The sequence below is a fragment of the Citrobacter sp. Cpo037 genome (assembly GCF_030332945.1).
Classification (GTDB): Bacteria; Pseudomonadota; Gammaproteobacteria; order Enterobacterales; family Enterobacteriaceae; genus Citrobacter; species Citrobacter portucalensis.
Window position 1 is genome coordinate 244,550 of sequence record NZ_JAOWGW010000069.1, and the last position, 23,452, is coordinate 268,001.

The 23,452-nt window shown below is 53.8% G+C and carries 22 protein-coding genes and 3 tRNA genes; 9 read left to right on the forward strand and 16 right to left on the reverse strand.

Annotated features, from left to right (window positions below; genetic code table 11):
- The first annotated feature begins 101 nt into the window (after positions 1 to 101).
- Complete coding sequence (gene ettA, locus OGX94_RS16825; protein WP_003829940.1) at positions 102 to 1,769, forward strand: energy-dependent translational throttle protein EttA; 1,668 nt, start codon at positions 102 to 104, stop codon at positions 1,767 to 1,769.
- Between the two features lie 112 nt (positions 1,770 to 1,881).
- Here ettA and nadR read toward each other — a convergent pair whose 3' ends face one another.
- The 3 genes from nadR to serB form a co-directional block, all read right to left on the reverse strand.
- The gene (gene nadR / locus OGX94_RS16830; RefSeq protein WP_003829942.1) at positions 1,882 to 3,111 is read right to left on the reverse strand and encodes a multifunctional transcriptional regulator/nicotinamide-nucleotide adenylyltransferase/ribosylnicotinamide kinase NadR; all 1,230 of its coding nucleotides are present in this window, start codon (positions 3,109 to 3,111) and stop codon (positions 1,882 to 1,884) included.
- Between the two features lie 88 nt (positions 3,112 to 3,199).
- Positions 3,200 to 4,582 carry a DNA repair protein RadA gene (gene radA, locus OGX94_RS16835; RefSeq protein ID WP_003829944.1) on the reverse strand — a complete coding sequence of 461 codons (1,383 nt, stop codon included), beginning with the start codon at positions 4,580 to 4,582 and terminating at the stop codon, positions 3,200 to 3,202.
- 83 nt (positions 4,583 to 4,665) lie between these two features.
- On the reverse strand, positions 4,666 to 5,634 hold the full coding sequence (gene serB, locus OGX94_RS16840; protein WP_003829946.1) for a phosphoserine phosphatase: 969 nt from the start codon (positions 5,632 to 5,634) through the stop codon (positions 4,666 to 4,668).
- 115 nt (positions 5,635 to 5,749) lie between these two features.
- Here serB and OGX94_RS16845 point away from each other — a divergent pair, with 115 nt between their 5' ends.
- Together OGX94_RS16845 and lplA are read left to right on the forward strand one after the other, a co-directional pair.
- A complete protein-coding gene (locus tag OGX94_RS16845; RefSeq protein WP_003829948.1) occupies positions 5,750 to 6,391 on the forward strand; it encodes a YtjB family periplasmic protein in 642 nt (213 codons plus the stop codon).
- Between the two features lie 37 nt (positions 6,392 to 6,428).
- Positions 6,429 to 7,445, forward strand: a complete 1,017-nt coding sequence (gene lplA / locus OGX94_RS16850; RefSeq protein ID WP_003829951.1) for a lipoate--protein ligase — start codon at positions 6,429 to 6,431, stop codon at positions 7,443 to 7,445.
- A gap of 150 nt (positions 7,446 to 7,595) precedes the next feature.
- Here lplA and deoD read toward each other — a convergent pair whose 3' ends face one another.
- The 4 genes from deoD to deoC form a co-directional block, all read right to left on the reverse strand.
- A complete protein-coding gene (gene deoD, locus OGX94_RS16855; RefSeq protein ID WP_000224864.1) occupies positions 7,596 to 8,315 on the reverse strand; it encodes a purine-nucleoside phosphorylase in 720 nt (239 codons plus the stop codon).
- Between the two features lie 204 nt (positions 8,316 to 8,519).
- On the reverse strand, positions 8,520 to 9,743 hold the full coding sequence (gene deoB, locus OGX94_RS16860; RefSeq protein ID WP_003019037.1) for a phosphopentomutase: 1,224 nt from the start codon (positions 9,741 to 9,743) through the stop codon (positions 8,520 to 8,522).
- 51 nt (positions 9,744 to 9,794) lie between these two features.
- Positions 9,795 to 11,117 (reverse strand): thymidine phosphorylase, encoded by a 1,323-nt coding sequence (gene deoA, locus OGX94_RS16865; protein WP_016151609.1) that lies wholly within the window; start codon positions 11,115 to 11,117, stop codon positions 9,795 to 9,797.
- Positions 11,118 to 11,252: 135 nt separating this feature from the next.
- Positions 11,253 to 12,032, reverse strand: a complete 780-nt coding sequence (gene deoC / locus OGX94_RS16870; RefSeq protein ID WP_197718049.1) for a deoxyribose-phosphate aldolase — start codon at positions 12,030 to 12,032, stop codon at positions 11,253 to 11,255.
- 261 nt (positions 12,033 to 12,293) lie between these two features.
- On the opposite strand from deoC, the gene OGX94_RS16875 reads away from it, so the two are divergent.
- Positions 12,294 to 13,844, forward strand: coding sequence for a YjjI family glycine radical enzyme (locus OGX94_RS16875; protein ID WP_257662278.1), 1,551 nt, complete (start codon positions 12,294 to 12,296; stop codon positions 13,842 to 13,844).
- A complete protein-coding gene (locus OGX94_RS16880; protein WP_257662277.1) occupies positions 13,816 to 14,679 on the forward strand; it encodes a YjjW family glycine radical enzyme activase in 864 nt (287 codons plus the stop codon). Before OGX94_RS16875 ends, OGX94_RS16880 begins: the two co-directional genes overlap by 29 nt.
- 130 nt (positions 14,680 to 14,809) lie before the next feature.
- Here the strand turns inward: OGX94_RS16880 and OGX94_RS16885 are convergent, their stop codons facing one another.
- The 8 genes from OGX94_RS16885 to holD form a co-directional block, all read right to left on the reverse strand.
- Positions 14,810 to 15,586: a metal-dependent hydrolase gene (locus tag OGX94_RS16885; RefSeq protein ID WP_257662276.1), complete on the reverse strand. Its 777-nt coding sequence runs from the start codon at positions 15,584 to 15,586 to the stop codon at positions 14,810 to 14,812.
- On the reverse strand, positions 15,583 to 16,656 hold the full coding sequence (locus tag OGX94_RS16890; protein ID WP_003829977.1) for a patatin-like phospholipase family protein: 1,074 nt from the start codon (positions 16,654 to 16,656) through the stop codon (positions 15,583 to 15,585). The genes OGX94_RS16885 and OGX94_RS16890 overlap by 4 nt, the downstream gene beginning before the upstream one ends.
- Before the next feature lie 121 nt (positions 16,657 to 16,777).
- Positions 16,778 to 16,939, reverse strand: a complete 162-nt coding sequence (locus tag OGX94_RS16895; RefSeq protein WP_003019081.1) for a DUF1328 domain-containing protein — start codon at positions 16,937 to 16,939, stop codon at positions 16,778 to 16,780.
- Positions 16,940 to 17,066: 127 nt separating this feature from the next.
- A complete protein-coding gene (gene osmY, locus OGX94_RS16900; protein ID WP_003829980.1) occupies positions 17,067 to 17,684 on the reverse strand; it encodes a molecular chaperone OsmY in 618 nt (205 codons plus the stop codon).
- Between the two features lie 308 nt (positions 17,685 to 17,992).
- Positions 17,993 to 19,582 (reverse strand): peptide chain release factor 3, encoded by a 1,590-nt coding sequence (gene prfC, locus OGX94_RS16905; protein ID WP_003829982.1) that lies wholly within the window; start codon positions 19,580 to 19,582, stop codon positions 17,993 to 17,995.
- 92 nt (positions 19,583 to 19,674) lie between these two features.
- Positions 19,675 to 20,355: a pyrimidine 5'-nucleotidase gene (yjjG, locus tag OGX94_RS16910; protein WP_257662317.1), complete on the reverse strand. Its 681-nt coding sequence runs from the start codon at positions 20,353 to 20,355 to the stop codon at positions 19,675 to 19,677.
- A 14-nt stretch (positions 20,356 to 20,369) separates the two neighbouring features.
- Positions 20,370 to 20,816 carry a ribosomal protein S18-alanine N-acetyltransferase gene (rimI, locus tag OGX94_RS16915; protein ID WP_003829985.1) on the reverse strand — a complete coding sequence of 149 codons (447 nt, stop codon included), beginning with the start codon at positions 20,814 to 20,816 and terminating at the stop codon, positions 20,370 to 20,372.
- On the reverse strand, positions 20,785 to 21,198 hold the full coding sequence (holD, locus tag OGX94_RS16920) for a DNA polymerase III subunit psi (RefSeq protein WP_003829988.1): 414 nt from the start codon (positions 21,196 to 21,198) through the stop codon (positions 20,785 to 20,787). Before holD ends, rimI begins: the two co-directional genes overlap by 32 nt.
- 103 nt (positions 21,199 to 21,301) lie before the next feature.
- Between holD and rsmC the strand changes: the two genes are divergently transcribed.
- The 4 genes from rsmC to OGX94_RS16940 all read left to right on the forward strand — a co-directional run bounded on the left by rsmC (position 21,302) and on the right by OGX94_RS16940 (position 22,873).
- On the forward strand, positions 21,302 to 22,333 hold the full coding sequence (gene rsmC, locus OGX94_RS16925; RefSeq protein WP_003829990.1) for a 16S rRNA (guanine(1207)-N(2))-methyltransferase RsmC: 1,032 nt from the start codon (positions 21,302 to 21,304) through the stop codon (positions 22,331 to 22,333).
- Between the two features lie 221 nt (positions 22,334 to 22,554).
- A tRNA-Leu gene (locus OGX94_RS16930) sits at positions 22,555 to 22,641 on the forward strand.
- A gap of 28 nt (positions 22,642 to 22,669) precedes the next feature.
- A tRNA-Leu gene (locus tag OGX94_RS16935) sits at positions 22,670 to 22,755 on the forward strand.
- 32 nt (positions 22,756 to 22,787) lie between these two features.
- Positions 22,788 to 22,873: transfer RNA gene (locus tag OGX94_RS16940), tRNA-Leu, on the forward strand.
- A gap of 39 nt (positions 22,874 to 22,912) precedes the next feature.
- On the opposite strand, the gene OGX94_RS16945 is transcribed toward OGX94_RS16940, so the two are convergent.
- Positions 22,913 to 23,149: a DUF1435 domain-containing protein gene (locus OGX94_RS16945; protein WP_003019100.1), complete on the reverse strand. Its 237-nt coding sequence runs from the start codon at positions 23,147 to 23,149 to the stop codon at positions 22,913 to 22,915.
- Positions 23,150 to 23,452 lie beyond the last annotated feature (303 nt).

Consider the following 23,452-nt stretch of genomic DNA (forward strand, 5'->3'; position numbering starts at 1 on the left):
TTGCGAGTGGGATCTGCTGGCTGGGATTGGGCAATGAAAAAGGCTACACTTCGCCTTTGATAACTATTCATCATCACGATAAACATAGAGGCGAGTCCAACGTGGCCCAATTCGTTTATACCATGCATCGTGTCGGCAAGGTCGTTCCGCCGAAACGTCATATTCTTAAAAACATCTCACTGAGCTTCTTCCCTGGCGCCAAAATCGGTGTTCTCGGTCTGAACGGTGCGGGTAAATCTACCCTGCTGCGTATCATGGCCGGTATTGATACCGATATCGAAGGTGAAGCTCGCCCACAGCCAGGCATTAAAATCGGTTACCTGCCGCAGGAACCAAAACTAAACCCAGAGCATACCGTTCGTGAATCCGTTGAAGAAGCGGTTGCCGAAGTGGTTAGTGCGCTGAAAGGTCTGGATGAAGTGTACGCCAAGTACGCCGAGCCGGACGCCGACTTCGATAAACTGGCCGCACAACAGGGCAAGTTTGAAGAAATTATCCAGGCGCACGACGGCCATAACCTGAACGTGCAGCTTGAGCGTGCCGCTGACGCCCTGCGTCTGCCGGACTGGGACGCTAAAATTGAGAATCTCTCCGGTGGTGAACGCCGCCGCGTTGCGCTGTGCCGCCTGCTGCTGGAAAAACCAGACATGCTGCTGCTCGACGAACCGACCAACCACCTGGATGCGGAATCCGTCGCGTGGCTGGAACGCTTCCTGCACGACTTCGAAGGCACCGTAGTGGCGATTACCCACGACCGTTACTTCCTCGACAACGTTGCGGGCTGGATCCTGGAGCTGGACCGTGGTGAAGGTATTCCGTGGGAAGGTAACTACTCTTCCTGGCTGGAGCAGAAAGATCAGCGTCTGGCCCAGGAAGCCTCTCAGGAAGCGGCTCGCCGTAAATCTATTGAGAAAGAGCTGGAGTGGGTACGTCAGGGCGCTAAAGGCCGTCAGTCTAAGGGTAAAGCCCGTCTGGCACGCTTTGAAGAGCTAAACAACACCGAATACCAGAAACGTAACGAAACCAACGAACTGTTTATTCCACCTGGAGCACGTCTGGGCGATAAAGTTGTTGAAGTCACCAATCTGCGTAAATCCTACGGCGATCGCGTTCTGATCGACGATCTGAGTTTCTCCGTACCGAAAGGTGCAATTGTCGGCATCATCGGTCCGAACGGCGCGGGTAAATCTACCCTGTTCCGTATGATGTCCGGTCAGGAACAGCCTGACAGCGGCACCATCACGCTGGGTGAAACCGTCAAACTGGCCTCCGTTGACCAGTTCCGTGACGCCATGGACAACAGCAAAACCGTGTGGGAAGAAGTGTCCGGCGGGCTGGATATCATGCGTATCGGCAACACCGAGATGCCAAGCCGTGCCTACGTGGGCCGCTTCAACTTCAAAGGTGTGGATCAGGGCAAACGCGTAGGCGAGCTGTCCGGCGGTGAGCGTGGTCGTCTGCACCTGGCGAAGCTGCTGCAGGTTGGCGGCAACATGCTGCTGCTCGATGAACCAACCAACGACCTGGATATCGAAACCCTGCGCGCGCTGGAAAACGCCCTGCTGGAATTCCCGGGTTGCGCGATGGTTATCTCGCACGACCGTTGGTTCCTTGACCGTATCGCGACCCACATTCTGGATTACCAGGACGAAGGTAAGGTTGAGTTCTTCGAAGGTAACTTTACCGAATACGAAGAGTACAAGAAACGCACGCTGGGCGCGGATGCGCTGGAGCCGAAGCGTATTAAGTACAAGCGTATTTCTAAGTAATTAGCGTTAAGCGCCGGATGGCGGCGTTACGCCTTATCCGGCCTACGAGGTTAGTGCGACTTGTAGGCCGGATAAGCGCAGCGCATCCGGCATTAAAACCTACCTCTAAAACCTACCTCTGCTCACCCATCAACTCTTTCACCAGCTCCACGCAGCGCAGGAAGCGGCCGTCGTAGTCAGGCTCCTGAACGTGCACAAAATTGATATTGTTTTCCTGCAGCATCTCGACCAGCAGCGTCTGAAACGCTTTTCTGTCAACCGAGCTACCGAGACTACGCAAGCCATCCGCTACCCACGGGGTATTATTCTCCAGCAGGATCACCAGATCGAAGCGATACTCGTCAATCAGGGCCTGCACAAACGGATGTTCGCGCCCTTCATACTTTTTGCAGAAGGCCTGAGTGGTCACGAAATCGGTGTCGATGAACGCCACTTTATTGGCGTACTTAACAGCAAAATCAATGTATTGCGCTTGTCCCAGGGCGATTTTATCGTAGTCAGAATACTGCAACGCCATCTCATCACCGCCCAAATGGGAGAAAACGTAATCACGCCCATATTCCCACGCACTGGTGGTATTAAAGATGTTGGCGAGCTTGTTCACCAGCGTCGATTTGCCGCTCGACTCCCCACCGAGGATCGCCACGGTGCGCACGAAAAACGGCTTCACTTCGGTCGGAATATACTCCCAGTAGCGAAACGGGTTTTCACGGATTTGCCCACCGCTGATGCTCATAAACGTTCGCTTGGGATCCACCAGCACGGTTTCAATCCCCAGATGTTCCAGATACTGCGGGGCATCTGATTCTTCAGAGGTGTAGATCCAGTTTGGCTGGATCCCTTTCTCCTGCATAAACGTTTTGATCCCGTTGCTCCACACGTCCCAGCCGTGCGGATACGGTTCCATGCCTTCTTCGTTAAAGGCATGAATACGGATATTTTTCTGATACTTAAAGGTTTGCAGCAGCCAGCGTAAACGATCGGGCACCGTAGGCTGTTGCGACATGGCACTGTCTTCAAACAGGCTGCGATCGCGCGTGTCGTCATAGCCCATGATGATATGCAGTTCATCGACCTGGCTACAGGCGCGCTGGATAAGATAGATATGGCCGGTGTGCAGCGGATAAAACTTGCCGAATACCACACCGATATTTTTCTGCTGGCGCGGAAACTCCAGCCCGAGAAAACGGTGCAACGCCTCCAGCTTCTGCGCGCTGGGGCTTTTGATTTTGGCATTCAGCAGTTGGCTTAGGTATCCCTTGGTCATGCCACTGGCATCCGCCACCTGTTGCAGGGTACAGCCCTTTTGCTTTATGGCGGTTTTCAGATATTCAAATGACACAAGAGCCTCCTGCTGGAAAAATCGCGTAACACTGCCTGATGGCGCTTCGCTTATCAGGCCTACAAAATCAGTACGTACGGGTATTTGATTATAGGTCGTCAAACACGCTTAACGCATCCGCAAGCTTCTTAACGCCAAAGACCTGCATCCCTTCCGGTACTTTTTTCGGTACGTTAGCGGCAGGGACAATCGCCCGGCGAAAGCCGTGCTTCGCCGCTTCCGAAATACGCTCCTGGCCGCTGGGTACCGGACGGATTTCGCCCGCCAGCCCCACTTCGCCAAAGACCACTAAATCCTGCGGCAGCGGCCTGTCGCGCAGACTGGAAACCATTGCCAGCAGCAACGCCAGGTCGGCGCTGGTTTCGGTGACTTTTACGCCGCCGACTACGTTAACGAACACGTCCTGATCCGCCATCTGCAAGCCACCGTGACGATGCAGCACCGCCAGCAGAATCGCCAGACGGTTCTGTTCCAGACCGACCGCCACGCGACGCGGGTTCGCCATCATCGAATGATCGACCAGCGCCTGAATCTCTACCAGCAGCGGGCGCGTGCCTTCCCAGACCACCATCACCGAACTGCCGGAGGTGACCTCATCGCCACGGCTTAAGAAGATAGCGGAAGGGTTGCTGACTTCACGCAGGCCCTGTTCGGTCATGGCAAAGACGCCCAGCTCATTCACCGCACCAAAGCGGTTTTTATGGCTACGCAGAGTACGGAAACGGGAATCGGCGTCACCGTCGAGCAGTACCGAACAGTCAATACAGTGCTCCAGCACCTTCGGCCCGGCCAGCGAGCCATCTTTGGTGACGTGGCCGACCATGACAATCGCCACGCCGCGCGTTTTGGCAAAGCGCGTCAGGTAAGCCGCCGTTTCGCGCACCTGCGCCACGCTGCCCGGCGAAGACTGAATATCCGCCATGTGCATTACCTGAATGGAGTCGATCACCATCAGTTTCGGCTGTTCTTCTTCGGCAATCAGGCAAATTTGTTCAATACTGGTTTCCGACAGCATGTTCAGATTCGCCGTCGGCAAGCCAAGCCGGTGCGCGCGCATCGCCACCTGTTGTAGCGACTCTTCGCCAGTAACGTACAGGGTTTTCATCTGCTCAGCGAGTTTACACAGCGTTTGTAGCAGCAGCGTTGATTTCCCCGCGCCGGGATTACCGCCAATCAGGATAGCGCTGCCGGGTACCACCCCGCCACCCAGCACGCGGTCAAACTCTTTAAATCCAGTGGAAAAACGCGGCAGTTCTTCAAGGCTGATGTCAGACAGCTTCTGCACTTTTGCCACGCCCGCATTCCCGGCATAGCCACTGAGCCGCTCGTTACGCGCCACCGTTGGCGATGCGGCAAGGCGCACCTCGGTAATGGTATTCCAGGCCTGACAGGCGCTGCATTGCCCCTGCCAGCGCGGGTAATCGGCCCCGCATTCATTACAAACAAAGGCGCGTTTAGGAGCTTTTGCCACGTTTTACCTCTTTCGTTAACGCTTTTGCCGGATGGCGTGGGTGCTTATCCGGCCTACGGACAGCTTGCCACCGGGCAATTTAATCATTTCTGGTTCATGCTGCCGGAGAGAATGCAGAACACGCCCATCAGGTCAGCGTGGCGGATAGTAATCTCCGTCTTTTCATTCACTTTCGGTTTAGCATGATACGCAATACCCAGCCCAGCCGTTTTGATCATCGGCAGGTCGTTGGCACCGTCGCCGATCGCCACCGTCTGCGCCATCGGGATCTCATATTCTTGCGCCAGGCGGGTCAGGGTATTGGCTTTGTACTGGGCATCGACGATATCGCCGATCACGTTGCCGGTAAATTTACCGTCCATGATCTCCAGCTCGTTTGCTACCGCCGCCGTCAGACGCAGTTTATTACGCAGGTAATCGGCAAAGAAGGTAAAGCCGCCAGAGGCAATAGCCACTTTCCAGCCGAGCGTTTCCAGTTTTAACACCAGTTGAGTCAGGCCGGGCATCAGCGGTAGCGTTTCGCGCACCTGGTGCAGAATATTGGCATCAGCGCCCTTCAGCGTCGCCACGCGGCTACGCAGGCTGGCGGTAAAGTCCAGTTCGCCACGCATCGCGCGTTCCGTGACTTCCGCAACCATCTCACCGGTTCCAGCCAGTTTAGCAATTTCATCAATGCATTCGATCTGGATTGCCGTTGAGTCCATGTCCATCACCAGCAAACCCGGCGTGCGCAGATGCGGAATTTTGCCTAACGGGGCAACATCCAGTTTGGCATCATGCGCCAGTTTTGCCGCGCGCGGCGTTAACGAACCCGCCAGGCGAATCACCTGATAATCCTCGACGCACCAGGCAGCAACAATCACCATCGCTGCACCCAGTTTGCTCTGGTATTGCGTTAAACGTTGTTTATCCAGACCACGACCGTACAGCAGCCAGCCACTGCGGCCCGCATGGTAGTCCAGCGGCATGACTTCATCGCCACTTAAAGAGAGAGGCAGACCTGGCCACAGAGAAACATCTTCAGGTAGATCGCACCAGGTTATGTTAGGCATTAAAGCTCCTGTAAAATCGTTCGGGTCGGAATCATCAGGGGAAAATAACGCATGAGGCTACCCTGTAACCAGCGCTTCTGGCAACATTAAGTCTCAAATTTTCAGCAGGTGGAATATGGCTCGCGCAAAACTGAAATTCCGACTTCATCGTGCAGTGATTGTATTGTTCTGTCTTGCGCTGCTCGTCGCCCTGATGCAGGGCGCATCCTGGTTTAGTCAAAGTCACCAGCAGCAGCGTAATCCGCAGCTCGAAGAGCTGGCCCGTACGCTGGCCCGCCAGGTGGCGCTAAATGTTGCTCCGCTAATGCGTACCGAAACGCCGGATGAAAAACGCATCAAAGCGGTACTCACACAGCTGACGGAAAGTAGCCGTATTCTGGACGCTGGCGTGTACGATGAACAGGGAGACCTGATTACGCGTACCGGCGAGAGCGTCAACGTTCGTGACCGACTGGCGCTCGACGGCAAAAAAGCCGGGGGTTATTTTAACCAGCAGATTGTCGAACCCATTCAGGGGAAAAATGGTCCGCTGGGCTATTTGCGCCTGACGCTGGATACCCACACCCTCGCCACCGAGGCGAAGCAGGTAGATAACACCACCAATATCTTACGCCTGATGCTGCTGCTGGCGCTGGCGATTGGCGTCGTGCTCACCCGTACATTATTGCAAGGCAAGCGTACCCGCTGGCAGCAATCCCCTTTCCTGCTGACCGCCAACAAACCGGTGCAGGAAGAAGACAACGAGAAAAAAGAGTAAAAGCAGTAAAAACTGTAAAACAGAAGGGAAATCAACCATGACTACACTACGCCTGCTTATCTCAGACTCTTACGATCCGTGGTTTAATCTCGCGGTCGAAGAGTGCATTTTTCGCCAGATGCCCGCCACGCAGCGCGTCCTGTTCTTGTGGCGTAACGCCGATACGGTGGTGATTGGCCGGGCGCAAAACCCGTGGAAAGAGTGTAATACCCGCCGTATGGAGGAAGACAACGTGCGGCTCGCCCGCCGTAGCAGCGGCGGCGGCGCGGTGTTCCATGACTTAGGCAATACCTGCTTTACCTTTATGGCCGGTAAACCGGAGTACGACAAAACCATTTCCACCGCGATTGTCCTCAACGCATTGAATTCTCTGGGTGTGACGGCGGACGCCTCCGGGCGTAACGACCTGGTTGTGAAAACGCCAGACGGCGATCGCAAAGTTTCAGGCTCTGCTTACCGGGAAACGAAAGATCGCGGATTCCACCACGGCACGCTGCTTCTAAATGCCGATCTCAGCCGCCTGGCAAACTATCTCAATCCCGACAAAAAGAAACTCGCAGCAAAGGGGATTACCTCTGTCCGCTCACGGGTGGCGAATTTGACGGAGCTGTTACCGGGCATCACCCATGAACAGGTCTGTCAGGCCATCACGGAAGCCTTTTTTGCTCATTATGGCGAACGCGTTGAAGCGGAAGTGATCTCACCGGATAAAACGCCGGACCTGCCAAATTTTGCCGAAACCTTTGCCCGCCAGAGCAGTTGGGAATGGAATTTTGGTCAGGCGCCTGCTTTCTCGCATCTGCTGGACGAGCGTTTCACCTGGGGCGGTGTTGAGCTGCATTTCGACGTCGAAAAAGGTCATATCACGCGCACACAGGTGTTTACCGACAGTCTCAATCCCGCGCCGTTAGAAGCGCTGGCGGAGCGGCTACAGGGCTGCCAGTATCGCGCTGATGTTTTACAGCAGACTTGCGAAGCGCTGGTTACGGAATATCCGGATCAGGAAAGCGAGCTGCGTGAACTGGCGGCGTGGGTGGCGAAGGCCGTGCGTTAAGCGATTAGTGGCGAATTGCCGGATGGCGGCTGCGCCTTATCCGGCCTACAAGATCGCTCCTGTAGGCCTGATAAGCGAAGCGCCATCAGGCATTAATAGCGGCATTCCCGTAGGCCCGGCCAGCGCAACGCCACCGGGCCAAAACAACCCTTACTCTTTATCGCCCAGCAGAACGGATTCCAGCGCGATTTTGATCATGTCGTTAAAGGTCGTCTGACGTTCAGCGGCAGTGGTCTGCTCGTGAGTACGGATATGGTCGGAAACGGTGCAGATGGTCAGCGCTTTTGCACCAAATTCCGCAGCAACACCGTAGATGCCCGCCGCTTCCATTTCCACGCCCAGCACGCCGTATTTTTCCATCACGTCGAACATTTCACCGTCCGGAGAGTAGAACAGGTCAGCGGAGAACAGGTTGCCCACGCGCGCGTCTACACCCAGTGCTTTTGCCGCATCAACCGCGTTACGCACCATGTCGAAGTCAGCGATAGCAGCGAAGTCATGATCTTTAAAACGGATACGGTTAACTTTGGAGTCGGTGCAAGCGCCCATACCGATAACCACGTCACGCAGTTTAACGTCCATACGCACAGCGCCGCAGGAGCCTACGCGAATGATTTTCTTCACGCCGAAATCGGTGATCAGCTCTTTGGTGTAGATGGAGCAGGACGGGATACCCATACCGTGACCCATAACGGAGATCTTACGGCCTTTGTAAGTACCGGTAAAACCTAACATGCCGCGAACGTTGTTCACTTCACGAACATCTTCGAGGAAAGTTTCAGCAATATGCTTTGCACGCAGCGGGTCGCCCGGCATCAATACGACGTCAGCGAAATCACCCATTTCTGCATTAATATGTGGAGTTGCCATTTTTTGTCCTTATTTCGTTGTTATTGCCTGATGGCGGCTACGCCCTATCAGGCCTACAAAACGTATGCAAAACAGTGAAATACCTTAAGGATTTCGCGTTGTAGGAAGGCGACGAATTCGTGAATCCCCGGGAGCATAGATTCACTATGTGACCGGGGGGAGCGAATGAAGTCAACGCATCTACAGCGCGAAAGATAACGGGTATTACAGCATGTTTTTACCGTAGTCCATCGGTGACGTACCAAAGTAGCTCGCCAGCGTCTGACCGATATCAGCGAAGGTTTCACGGTGACCTAACGAACCTGGTTTCACTTTCGGGCCGTAGACCAGTACCGGGATGTGTTCACGGGTGTGGTCAGTGCCGGTCCAGCTTGGGTCGCAGCCGTGGTCAGCGGTCAGGATCAGAATGTCATCCTCACCCACCAGCTCCATCAGCTCAGGCAGACGGCGGTCGAACAGTTCCAGGCCCGCAGCATAACCGGCGATATCGCGACGATGTCCCCAGGAAGAGTCGAAATCAACGAAGTTGGTGAAGACGATGGTCTTATCACCTGCTTCTTTCATCTCTTTGATGGTGGCGTCGAACAGCGCGTCCAGACCGGTGGCTTTCACTTTTTTGGTGATGCCGCAGTTAGCGTAGATATCCGCAATTTTACCGACGGAAACCACGTGACCGTCTTTTTCGTCGACCAGTTTCTGCAGCACGGTCGGTGCTGGCGGCTCAACGGCCAGGTCGTGACGGTTACCGGTACGCTGGAAGTTACCGGCTTTATCACCGATAAACGGACGTGCGATAACACGACCGATGTTGTAACCACCTTCGGTCAGCTCTTCACGTGCGATTTCGCACAGCTCGTAGAGTTTATCCAGGCCAAACGTCTCTTCGTGGCAGGCAATCTGGAACACGGAGTCAGCGGAGGTATAGAAAATCGGCTTGCCGGTTTTCATATGCTCTTCACCCAGTTGATCCAGGATCACGGTACCGGAAGAGTGGCAGTTGCCGAGGTAGCCTGGCAGGTTGGCACGTTTTACCAGTTTATCCAGCAGTTCCTGCGGGAAGCTGTTTTCATGATCGGAGAAATAACCCCAATCAAACAGAACCGGGACACCCGCGATTTCCCAGTGGCCAGACGGCGTGTCTTTCCCGGAAGAAAGTTCATGCGCCCATGCGTAGGCACCAATCACTTCCGCGTTACCGTCCATACCAGCAGCAATTTTACCGGTAGAACCTTCGTGAGCTTTCACCAGGCCCAGACGGGTCAGGTTAGGCAGATTCAGTGGACCTTTGCGACCATTGTCAGCCTCACCTTTCGCACAGGCTTCTGCAATGTGTCCCATAGTGTCTGAACCTACGTCGCCAAAGCGATCCGCATCTTCAGTCGCACCAATACCAAAGGAGTCCAGCACCATAATAAATGCACGTTTCATCTTGTTCTCCATACATCTGCGCCGCAAAAAAGCGATCAGATCAGTATACAGTTATTCGGTAATACGACGATAGACTGTCGGTGTAATTTCTGGCGCTTTATCGTCAAGGCTAATTGCCGCTTTGACCGCTTTCGCCGCTTCCTGCCAGCTGGCTTCGTCTTTCGCGTGGATCACCGCCAGCGGGCGTTGTCCGTCTACGCTGTCGCCCAGACGCGCCATATCGCTAAAGCCAACGCTGTAATCAATGGTGTCCGAAGCCTGACGACGACCGCCGCCCATGGAAACGACCGCCATCCCCAACGCACGGGTATCCATCGCGCTGACAAAGCCTTCGGTATCAGCATATACCGCTTTGCTGAGCATTGCCGTCGGCAGGTACTTCGCATAATTTTCGACGAAATCGGTCGGGCCTTTTTGCGCCGCAACCATGCGACCAAAAATCTCTGCCGCTTTACCGTTGTCCAGCACCGCCTGCAATTTCGCACGGGCTTCGGCGTCATCTTTCGCCAGATTGCCGGAGATCAGCATTTCCACGCACAGCGCCATGGTGACGTCTAACAGACGTGGATTACGGTATTCACCGGTCAGGAACTGCACCGCTTCGCGGACTTCGACCGCGTTACCTGCGCTGGAGGCCAGCACCTGGTTCATATCGGTTAACAGCGCGGTGGTACGGACACCCGCACCGTTTGCCACGCCGACAATCGCCTCAGCAAGGGCTTCAGAAAGCTCGTAGGTCGGCATAAAGGCGCCGCTGCCCACTTTCACATCCATCACTAGCGCATCCAGCCCTTCCGCCAGTTTTTTCGCCAGAATGGAACCGGTAATAAGCGGGATGGAATCCACCGTCGCGGTAATATCGCGGGTGGCATAAAAACGTTTATCCGCCGGTGCGAGCGAGCTGGTTTGCCCAATAATCGCCACACCCACGTCTTTAATAATTTCACGGAAGCGCGCGTCGTCCGGGAAGATGTCAAATCCAGGAATCGCTTCCAGTTTATCGAGTGTACCGCCGGTATGCCCCAGGCCACGCCCGGAGATCATCGGAATATAGCCGCCGCACGCTGCGACCATCGGGCCTAACATCAGTGACGTTACGTCACCTACACCGCCGGTAGAGTGTTTATCCACAATCGGGCCGTTCAGCTGCAGGCTTTTCCAGTCCAGCACGGTTCCTGAATCACGCATTGCCATGGTCAGCGAAACTCGCTCAGGCATTGTCATATCGTGGAAGAAAATGGTCATCGCCAGGGCGGCGATTTGCCCTTCAGAGATGGTGTTGTCGCGAATACCATTGATAAAGAAACGAATTTCTTCATCGCTCAGCGCATGACCATCACGTTTTTTACGAATAATTTCTTGTGCGAGAAACACGGTAACCCCCAGGGGAAAAGAGTAGAAGGCCGTTGTAGGCCGGGTAAGCAACGCGCCACCCGGCAGTCGTCTTAATGCCGGATGGCGGCTACGCCTTATCCGGCCTACGTCGCTACAGCTCCGGCAATATAAGGCTTAGTAGCTGCTTGCGCTCTTGCCGTCGCCGTGACCCAGCGCTTTCAGCAGACTCGCCAGCAGGCTGGATGCGCCAAAACGGTAGTGACGAGAATCAGCCCAGTCAGCGCCAAACAGTTCATCGGCAATCGCCAGGAACTGCTGTGCATCTTCTGCAGTGCGTACGCCACCAGCCGGTTTGAAACCTACAGTTTTAGAAACACCCATGTCGCGGATCACTTCCATCATGATGCGTGCGCTTTCCGGCGTCGCATTGACCGGCACTTTACCGGTAGAAGTTTTGATGAAATCAGCACCGGCTTTGATGGAGATTTCAGACGCTTTGCGAATCAGTGCTTCTTCTTTCAGCTCACCGGTTTCGATGATGACTTTCAGCAGCACGTTTGCTGCCGCACACGCGTCTTTGCAGGCTTTAACCAGATCGAAACCAATCTGTTCGTTACCGGCGATCAGCGCACGGTACGGGAACACCACGTCAACTTCATCTGCGCCGTAAGCAATCGCCGCGCGGGTTTCAGCCAGCGCAATCTCAACGTCGTCGTTGCCGTGCGGGAAGTTGGTTACGGTTGCAATGCGGATGTCCGGCGTGCCCTGCTCTTTCAGGGTCTTACGCGCAATAGGGATGAAACGCGGATAGATACAGATTGCGGCAGTGTTGCCAACCGGGGTCTTCGCCTGATGACACAGCGCGATCACTTTTTCATTGGTGTCGTCGTCATTCAGGGTGGTCAGGTCCATCAGTTTCAGTGCACGCAGGCTGCTTGCTGTTAAATCGGTCATAACATTCTCCAACGGCATCGCCGTATAAAATTTCACCTTGCGAGTTTGTTAGTATTCTAACATCCGCTCGCTATTACACTTCGATATACATCACAGTTAATGAAAACCACATACAGATTTGCATTACTCTAATGAGATCTACTTCAAATAAATCACCTTTTCTAAAGGGATGTGGTGGCATCAGGCGCATCCGGATCAAAGGTTGCGGCGGCGTTGCTTTCTACAATGGCGTTACACCTTCGGGATAAAAAGGAATCAACGATGCCCACTTCAAGCGAACTCGCGCTGCAACAGCGTTGCCAACAAATCGTGACCAGCCCAGTGCTCAGCCCTGAGCAGAAACGCCACTTTCTGGCACTGGAAGCTGAAAACGCGCTGCCTTACCCGCAACTGCCTGCACAGGCACGTCAGGCGCTGGATGATGGGGTAATCTGCGATATGTACGAAGGTCATGCCCCGTTCAAACCACGCTATGTTTTACCCGATTACGCGCGTTTTCTGGCCAATGGCTCATCGTGGCTGGAGCTGGAAGGCGCCAGGGATCTTGATGACGCGTTATCCTTACTCACTATTCTTTACCACCATGTTCCGTCAGTGACGTCGATGCCGGTTTATCTCGGCCAGCTTGATGCCCTGCTGCAACCGTATGTTAGAATTCTAACACAAGACGAGATCGATATTCGAATAAAACGTTTCTGGCGTTATCTCGACAGAACCCTGCCAGACGCGTTTATGCATGCCAATATCGGCCCCGCCGATACACCAGTTACCCGTGCAATTTTACGCGCAGACGCAGAGTTAAAGCAGGTTTCACCTAATCTGACATTCATTTATGACCCGCAAATCACACCTGACGATCTGCTGCTCAACGTGGCGCAAAATATCTGCGAGTGCAGTAAGCCGCATATTTCCAATGGCCCTGAGAATGATAAAATTTTCACAAAAGGTCAGTACGGTGTCGTCAGCTGCTACAACTCTTTGCCGCTCGCCGGGGGTGGAAGCACGTTGGTCAGGCTTAATCTGAAAGCCATCGCAGAGCGCAGCACCTCTGTCGATGACTTCTTTACGCGCACCCTACCGCACTACTGCCAGCAGCAAATCGCCATCATTGATTCACGATGTGAATTCCTCTATGAGAAATCACATTTCTTTGAGAATAGCTTCCTCGTGCAGGAAGGGTTGATTGATCCCGAACGTTTTGTGCCTATGTTCGGGATGTACGGCCTGGCGGAGGCGGTGAACCTGCTGTGCGATAAGTCGGGACAGAATGCGCGCTATGGGAAAGATAAGTTCGCCAATCAACTCGGCTATCGTATTAGCGCCTACCTGGCGGAGTTTGTCGAAAACACCCCGGTGAAATATGGCTGGAAGCAGCGCGCGATGCTGCATGCACAGTCGGGGATCAGTTCTGACATCGGCACCACGCCAGGTGCACGCCTGCCTTACGGCGATGAGCCGGACCCGATCACCCACCTGCAAACCGTCGCACCACATCACGCGTTTTATCACGCCGGGATCAGCGACATTCTCACGCTGGATGAAACTATCAAGCGTAATCCTCAGGCGCTGGTGCAGTTGTGCCTCGGGGCGTTTAAAGCTGGAATGCGCGAGTTTACCGCCAACGTGAGCGGCAACGATCTGGTTCGCGTTACGGGTTACATGGTGCGCCTGTCGGATCTGGAAAAGTATCGCGCCGAAGGGTCACGAACCAACACCACCTGGCTTGGCGAAGAAGCCGCGCGCAATACGCGCATTCTGGAACGACAACCTCGCGTGATTAGCCATGAACAGCAGATGCGCTTTAGTAAGTAGGCTGATTCCTTTCTCCTGCGTCGACGGGCCGGGCAGTCGCCTGGCTCTGTTTCTGCAAGGATGTAATCTGCGCTGTAAAAATTGCCACAATCCGTGGACGATGGGACGCTGCAACGACTGCGGGGAGTGTGTGCTGCATTGCCCGCATGAGGCGCTGAACCTGAGCGCGGGGAAAGTGTGGTGGCAGTCCGATATGTGTCAGCAGTGTGACACCTGCCTGCATATGTGCCCCCAGCAGGCCACGCCGATGGCGCAGAGTATGAGCGTTGATGAAGTGCTGCAACATATTCGTAAAGCGTCACTGTTTATCGAAGGGATAACCGTTAGTGGCGGTGAAGCGACTACTCAACTCCCCTTTATTGTGGCGCTATTTACCGCGATAAAAACCGATCCGCAGTTGCAACACCTGACCTGCATGGTCGACAGCAACGGCATGCTGAGCGAAACCGGCTGGCAGAAGCTGCTGCCGGTGTGCGACGGCGTAATGCTGGATTTAAAAGCCTGGGACAGCACGTGTCATCGGCAGCTTACCGGCCGCGATAACACGCTGATTAAAAAAAGTATTACCTTTTTGTCCGGGCAGAGAAAACTGGCGGAACTGCGCCTGCTGGTTATTCCTGGTCAGGTGGATTATCTACAGCATATTGATGCGCTGGCGGCGTTTATCATACGCACCGGTGACGTACCTGTGCGGCTGAATGCCTTCCATGCGCACGGGGTGTATGGCGAAGCGAAGGACTGGCCGAGCGCCACGCCGGAGGATGTGGAACAGCTGGCGCAAAGATTGCGCGAACGCGGGGTGGATAATTTGATTTTCCCGGCGCTGTACCTGTGATTGCCGGATGCGACGACATCATCTGTAGGCCGGAAAAAACACAGCTGCCATCCGACGAAGTTATGCCTGATGCGCTTCGCTTATCAGGCCTACGGAGCGCACACATTTGTCGGCCGGATACGCCATCCAATCACACATTAAACAACGCCGTGGTATTACGATACAGCGCGTCAGCGATCACGTCCGCAGGTTCCGGGCGCAGATCGCATAAGACGTCGAAGACTCTGACTACCTGCTCCGGCCGGTTAGGCTGCCCCTGAAAGCCATTGAGCGGCATATCCGGCGCGTCGGTTTCCAGCAACAGCGATTCCAGCGGTAATTGCGCCATTACCTCGCGGGTTTTACTGGCGCGCGGATAGGTAATGGTGCCTCCCACGCCAATTTTGTATCCCAGTTGCACAAAGCGCTCTGCCTGCTGCACGCTCCCGGAAAAACCATGCACAACGCCAGTTCGCGGCAAAGCATGACGTTTCAGGTGCATCGCCAGCTTGTCATGGGTGCGCCGCGAATGCAGGATCACCGGCAATTCGTACCGCTTCGCCAGCTTTAGTTGCGCTTCCAGCACCCACTCTTGCTTATCGAATTGCGGATCGTCCCGATACAGATCCAATCCAATCTCGCCTAGCGCCACCAGTTTTCGTGGGCGCTTATCCAGCTCCTGTTGCAACTGGTCCAGGCAGTCATCGCTATGTTGTTCAATAACAATGGGATGCAGACCAAGCGCGGCAAACAATGAAGGATAATTTTCCGCTAACGCCAGTACGCGGGGAAAATTCGCCGCCTGTGTGGCCGGAACGATAATGCTCTGTACACCAACCTCCACCGCGCGCTGAATGCTGGCAGATTCATCGCCGGTAAACGGCGGGAAATCAAAGTGACAATGCGTATCGATAAAACGATAACTCACGCCAAATCCTCATTATCAAACGTCGTGTCGTTCGCCTGAGGCGCATTGGTCACCACTGGCACATGGGCATCGTTGGCCACCGGCGCAGGAGGAACTACCACCGGCCCCGGCACCACAATCTTCGGCGTCTGACGAGGCAGCGGCGCATTTTTCGCCAACAGTTTGCCGACTGTCGCCAGAAAGTAACGACCGCACAGGCGTCCGGTTTTGTAATCTTCCCGCAGTGCCGGAATACGGCTGCCCAACGCCATGCTATGGAGTGGTTTTGGCGGATAGATCTCAAAAATACGCAGCTTGCCCGGCGGCTTCTCAATAAAACTCTGGATAGCACGATAGCTGGTCTCATGATGCTGCACCAGATTCAGAAACGGTTGCAGGCTACTTTCACCCAACCAGCGCTCCATACGTTTGAACCACTGCGGGGTGTAGTACATTTGCGAAGGCACAGTGCGAATCACTACCAACGTTTTTGCCCCCTGCTTCGCTGCCTCCTGCACAGGTATGGCATCACTAACTCCTCCATCCAGATAGTTCACGCCGTCCAATACAACCCCTGTGCGGTAGAACCCGGGAATCGCGCTGGAGGCTCGAATGAGGTCGAGCCAGTTTTGCCGGTTCGGCGAAAAATAGCCGGGCGTGTAATCATCGCCCCGACAGGCGCACATATAAAATGCTTTCCCTGCGGCAAACAGGCGCTCGGCGTTGTCCATCGCCAGCGGCATATGCGTTGCAGTCGAATCCACCAGCCAGTCGAGATCGATCAGATTTCCCCCACGCACAAAACGCACCGGGTCAAAAAATTCGCGTCGGGTGGTGTAACGCATAATAACTTTGCGGCCGTAACCGGGCTGGTTACAGAGATAGGCTGAAAGGTTTTGCGCGCCAGCCGACGTCCCATAGTAGAGATCAAAGGGATTGAACTGCGCGCGCATGAACTCATCCAGTACGCCGGCGGTGAAGATGCCTCTTTGTCCCCCGCCCTCGCACACCAGCGCCACACTGCCTGGTTGAAATGGACGTAACGATAACGGCGCAATATTACCGAGCGTGACGGGTATTCTCTGCCCCACCTCTGCCTTCCTGTTGTTTTTGTAATAGAGCAACAAAGTAACGCAAATTGCCTGACGCTAAAACCGTAAAAGCCAGTCCAATGGACTGGCTTAGTAGCAATTTTTCTTTACGGTTTACGTACTAGGGTCGTTTACGCCCGGTAAACAGGCTGACCAGGAACAAAATGATCCCCACCACAAACACAATTTTCGCTGCGCCGGCTGCAGTACCCGCCAGTCCACCAAAACCGAGTGCGGCGGCAATTAACGCGATAACCAGAAATATGATGCCCCATCGAAACATATGCTTCTCCTTTACCATAGTTAATTTCACCGCTTGATATGAGCGCTCAGGCTGCCCATCGGCGATATTTTCAGTGTGGTGCACAACACGCCTCCCGACAAACGTCAGGAGGACGAATTAAGTCTAATTACTGAGTTTTGAGATCGTTTTTGACGCTTTTCACGCCATCAATCGCTTTGGCGATGCTCTCAGCACGATCGCTTTGAGCCTGTGAATCGACGGTGCCTGAAAGTTGCACAACGCCATCGGTGGTCTCAACTTTCACCTTGCGGGAAGGGACAATATCATCGGCCAGCAGCTTGGCTTTTACCTCACTGGTGATTGCCGTATCGCCCGCATAGCCTTTAACGGAGGTTTCTTTACTATCACGCACATGCAGTTTGTCGCTAACGGAGGTCACGCCCTCAACGCCTTTCGCCACTTTCACCGCTTCTTCGGCCTGTGCCTGGCTTTCAACAAACCCGCTTAGTGTCACCACCTTTTGATCTGTTTTGACGGAAATATCGGTGCTCTTAATGCTTTCGTGGTCCACCAGCGCGGCTTTTACTTTCGCGGTGATGGTGCTGTCATCCATGAAATTACCGACTTTGTTCATAGAGCTATCGACTTTCTGCCCCGCACTTTCGACGCCGGATTGCGCTTTATCCATCGTAGCGTTTTCTGCATAAGCAGAACCCGTTGCAACAGCGGAGGTCAGCATCACGGCCAGCAGCGTTTTAGAAATCTTAAGTCCTGTCATTGTCATCGATGTATTCCTGTATGTTTTGCTAAAAGCTATGCTCTGCCGTTACACGGCCTGAACCAGCAACTAATCTTGTAAGTGGAATAAATATCAGCAATAGACGCTACAACAGGCAGCCTAAAAAGCATTAAACGCCAATATTTATGTCATCACATTGTTAAATATAGTTCACGATTTCGTGATCGCAGTCAGAATTGATTAAAAAACAGGCAAACAAAAGAAAAACGCGAGGTTTTAAGAACATTCCGCAAGGGATTTAAAAGACAGGAAAAGTTGCAGGACACGGCGGATACCGTGCCCTGGAAGGTCGATTAGTGTTCGCGTGTTTTACGGAACTGAACGTCCGGGTAACGTTCCTGGGTGAGATTCAGGTTAACCATGGTTGGTGCGATATAGGTGAGGTTATCGCCGCCATCAAGAGCTAGCTGAATTTCGTTCTTACGCTTAAATTCTTCGAATTTCTTCACGTCAGAACATTCTACCCAGCGCGCAGTCGCTACGTTGACAGATTCATAAATCGCTTCAACGTTGTACTCGCTCTTCAGACGTGAAACCACCACGTCAAACTGCAGCACACCCACCGCGCCCACGATGAGATCGTTATTGGCGATCGGACGGAATACCTGTACTGCGCCCTCTTCTGACAGCTGAACCAGCCCTTTCAGCAGCTGTTTCTGCTTCAATGGATCCTTCAGGCGAATACGACGGAACAGCTCCGGTGCGAAGTTCGGAATACCGGTGAACTTCATCATTTCGCCCTGGGTAAAGGTATCGCCGATCTGGATAGTGCCGTGGTTATGCAGACCGAGAATATCGCCCGGATACGCTTCTTCCACATGAGAACGGTCACCGGCCATAAAGGTGAGTGCGTCGGAGATCACCACGTCTTTACCAATGCGCACCTGGCGCATTTTCATGCCTTTCTCATACTTGCCGGATACCACACGCATGAACGCCACGCGGTCACGGTGTTTCGGGTCCATGTTGGCCTGAATTTTAAACACGAAACCGGTGAACTTCTCTTCTGAGGCTTCGACGACGCGGGTGTCGGTTTTACGCGGCATCGGCGCAGGCGCCCACTCCACCAGGCCGTCCAGCATATGGTCAACGCCGAAGTTACCCAGCGCGGTACCGAAGAAGACCGGGGTGATTTCGCCCGCGAGGAACAGCTCATGGTCGAACTCGTTGGACGCGCCCTGCACCAGCTCCAGCTCGTCACGCAGCTGCTGCGCCAGGTCTTCACCCACGGCAGCATCAAGTTCCGGGTTGTTCAGACCTTTAACAACACGCACTTCCTGAATGGTGTGGCCTTTACCGGTCTGATACAGGTAAGTTTCATCTTTATAAAGGTGATAGACACCTTTGAACAACTTACCACAGCCAATCGGCCAGGTGATTGGCGCACAGCCGATTTTCAGTTCGTTCTCGACTTCATCCAGCAGCTCCATCGGATCGCGGATGTCACGGTCGAGTTTGTTCATAAAGGTCAGGATCGGCGTATCGCGCAGACGGGTAACTTCCATCAGCTTACGGGTACGATCCTCGACGCCTTTTGCGGCATCGATAACCATCAGGCAGCAGTCCACCGCCGTCAGAGTACGATAGGTATCTTCGGAGAAGTCTTCGTGCCCCGGGGTGTCCAGCAGGTTCACCAGGCAGTCATGATACGGAAACTGCATCACAGAGGTGGTAATGGAGATACCACGCTGCTTTTCCATTTCCATCCAGTCAGATTTTGCATGCTGGCTGGAGCCACGGCCTTTTACCGTACCGGCGGTCTGAATGGCCTGTCCGAATAACAGTACCTTTTCAGTAATTGTCGTTTTACCGGCATCCGGGTGAGAAATAATGGCAAAAGTGCGGCGTTTGGCCACCTCTTGCAAATAAGGAGACAACGTCATAGTCAAATCTTCTTAGGTAAGCACGGCAACGGGCCGGGCAAGTTGAATACGAAAAATTGCGGCTATTTTACCCATCAACGGGGGGGAGGCAATCAGTGTTTACACAGGAGCTGCTCCAGTTCGCTTAATGACGCTACGGTCCAGGTCGACTGAATGCCCGCTGGCTGCTCGCGGTGGTGCGTATTTAGCCAGCAGGTGGATAGCCCGGCGTTAATGCCGCCAAGAATATCGGACTCTGCGGTGTCACCCACCATCAGCACGCGAGAACGGTCAGGATTACCCGCCTGCTCCAGCGCATGGTCAAAAATACGGGGGTCGGGTTTTGCCACCCCAACCTGCTCAGAAATCACCAGCAGGTCGAAATAGTCGCGCAGCCCCGTCCGCTCAAGGCGGATTTGCTGCAACGCGGTAAAGCCGTTAGTAATGATGCCGATTTTCGTTTTATCACGAATCGCATTGAGCAGAGAAACCGCCCCCGGCAACGGTGAGCAGATCTCCGCCATCGCATTGATGAATGCGTCATTAAGCTGGCCCGGTTCAACCTTCAGGCGTTCGGCCCAGCTCTGAAAACGGGCATGCTGCAGTTGTAATGAGGTAATCGCGCCGTTTTGGTAATCCACCCACAGCGGTTTATTCACGGCCTGGTAGTCCTGAAAATCTTCAGCGGTAAAGGTAATGCTATAGTCGAGAAACATCCGCTGTAAGCCGGTAAACGAGTCAAACGTAAACAGCGTTTCGTCGGCATCAAAGAAAATCCAGTCCCACTTCTTCATCATTACACCTTATCTTACATGCTGATTGGCAACGCCATGATGATGGCGTCTTCATGACCATCGGCCGTTGGATAGTAGTTGCGACGGATCGTCGCCTCGTTAAAGCCTAAGCTTTCGTACAGCGCGATAGCGGCCGCATTCGAGGCGCGCACTTCAAGCCACAGGGTCAAAATGCCACGCTTTTCCAGCTCATCGATCAGATGCTCCAGCAGCTCACGCCCCAGGCCCCGGCGCTGAAAGTCAGGATCGACGGCGATATTGAACAACGTCGCTTCATCCAGTACGACCTGCGTAATTGCAAAGGCGGCCATCACGTCGTCAACCCTCAACTGAAAATTGAGGTAGCGATCGCCCTGGTTGCTGGCAAATGTTTTTTCACTCCACGGAAAAGCGTGGGCGCGTTTTTCAATCTGAAATGCTGCGGGTAAATCAGTCGGCTCGAGGGAAGAAATCGTGTTCATATGCGCAGATTTGTTGCCATAACGCGGCGCGTGCCGCTGGGTTTTCCCGTAATTCATTAAACGCAGGACTCTCGACCTGAGCGCCCTCCAGCAGCAGCGGCTCTTCGGTTCCCAGCCGCCAGCTATTACAGCGACTGCCTTGCGGCAGCATGGCGACACGGTCAGGCGTCAGTTGTAAAACCTGATCCGGGCTAACGGTTAATGCGCGTAAAATATCGCTGATCAACGGTTCGGTTAGCGCGGGTAACTGTGCAGCAACCATCACCAAACGGACATGCGCAGGAATGGAAATCGCGATCTCGCCCTGCAGTGCGCCAGGACGACGCAACGACCACTGCGTAATGCCCAGTTGCTGTAACTGCCAGTCTCGTCGGGATGTCATAGCGAAACACTCCTGTCTATCAGGGGCGCAAATATAGCAAATTTGTCGAATCCGTGCCATCAAACAACTATAATCCCCCGCTGTACAATTTAAGGAGCATTCCATGTCTGCTTTTACCCCGGCAAGTGAAGTCTTGCTGCGCCACAGTGATGATTTCGAACAAAGCCGTATTCTGTTTGCCGGTGATTTGCAGGATGACCTGCCTGCCCATTTTGAAAGCGCCGCCAGCCGTGCGCACACCCAGCAACTTCACCACTGGCAGGTGCTTAACCGCCAGATGGGCGACAACGTCCGCTTCAGCCTCGTCGCGCAGGCCGATGACGTTGCCGATAGCGATACGCTGATCTACTACTGGCCGAAGAATAAGCCGGAAGCCCAGTTCCAGTTGATGAACATTCTGTCGCTGTTACCGGTGGGCACCGATATTTTTGTTGTCGGTGAGAATCGCAGCGGTGTACGTAGCGCAGAGCAGATGCTGGCCGAATACGCACCGTTAAACAAAGTCGACAGCGCACGTCGCTGTGGCCTGTACCACGGTCGTCTGGAAAAACAGCCGGTCTTTGATGCAGAAAAATACTGGGATGAATACCAGACAGAAAATCTGACCATCAAAACGCTGCCGGGCGTCTTCAGCCGTGACGGCCTGGATGTTGGCAGCCAACTGCTGCTCTCCACGCTGACGCCGCACACCAAAGGCAAAGTGCTGGATGTCGGCTGTGGCGCAGGCGTTCTCTCCGTCGCCTTAGCCAGCCACTCGCCGAAAGTGCGCTTAACCCTGTGCGATGTTAGCGCCGCCGCCGTTGAAGCCAGCCGCGCAACGCTTGCAGCCAACGGCATTGAAGGTGACGTCATCGCCAGTAACGTCTTTTCTGACGTGACGGGTCGATTTGATATGATCATCTCCAACCCGCCGTTCCACGACGGTATGCAGACCAGCCTTGATGCAGCACAAACGCTGATTCGCGGAGCCGTGCGTCATCTGAACAGCGGTGGTGAACTGCGTATTGTGGCGAACGCCTTCCTGCCTTATCCGAAGGTACTGGATGAAGTGTTTGGCTTCCACGAAGTTATCGCGCAGACCGGGCGCTTCAAGGTCTATCGCACCATCATGACGCGTCAGGCGAAAAAAGCCTAACTGCTCCAGGCCAGATAAGGCGTTTACGCCGCCATCCGGCGTGACACCGAGCAACGCCGGATGGCGCTATCGCTTATCCGGCCTGCATAAAACACCAAAGCCGAAGAAACGCCTTTTTTTTCGGCAATCACGTTAAGTTCGATAATTAACAGTTGACGCCCTGCATAAAATCTCTAAAATCCGCCCCCGTGGTAACGATACTTTTTGAGTGTCGATGGTATGCGAAGGTGGCGGAATTGGTAGACGCGCTAGCTTCAGGTGTTAGTGTCCTTTCGGACGTGGGGGTTCAAGTCCCCCCCCTCGCACCATAATCCACGTTGATATTGCTCGCACTGGGCGAAGGTGGCGGAATTGGTAGACGCGCTAGCTTCAGGTGTTAGTGTCCTTAGGATGTGGGGGTTCGAGTCCCCCCCCTCGCACCAACGAGGCGATATCAAAAAAATAAGATGACTGTGCGAAGGTGGCGGAATTGGTAGACGCGCTAGCTTCAGGTGTTAGTGTCCTTAGGATGTGGGGGTTCGAGTCCCCCCCCTCGCACCAATTATCTTATTTCCCTCTCGATTTCCTTCTCTGTTTTGTTCATCCCTGATTCCAGTTCATCATTACCAAAACAATGCCACCAATCAGTGCCGCGCATGAAGGTAACAAAACAAAGTGCCGTAAACGTTTGTGGTACAGCATGAGCGAAGTCAGCAGTAATCCTAATACAATCATCACCTTCCATACGTAGACCGACAGGTCGCTATATGCCATCCCGGCAATCAGCATTCCCGGCAGCAGAACACCCCATCCACTGCCCAGCGTACGTTGCAACATGATTTCACCTATGACATTGATAATGATAACCAATATCATATGATAAAATTTCTCATTTGTCAGCCATGAAGCACTATCAATTATATGAGTTTTACTTAACGATTGATGACATGAATAATCCAAGGTGATAAATTGCTCACCGGTTAGCTCTTCAACTAAAAACAATAAAAACCTCTGCGAATGATACCCCGTTCGTTATTTGTTTTATTTACCAACACACCTTGGCTTTGTTGAATAAATCGAACTTTTGCTGAGTTGAAGGATCAGATCACGCATCCTCCCGACAACACAGACCATTCCGTG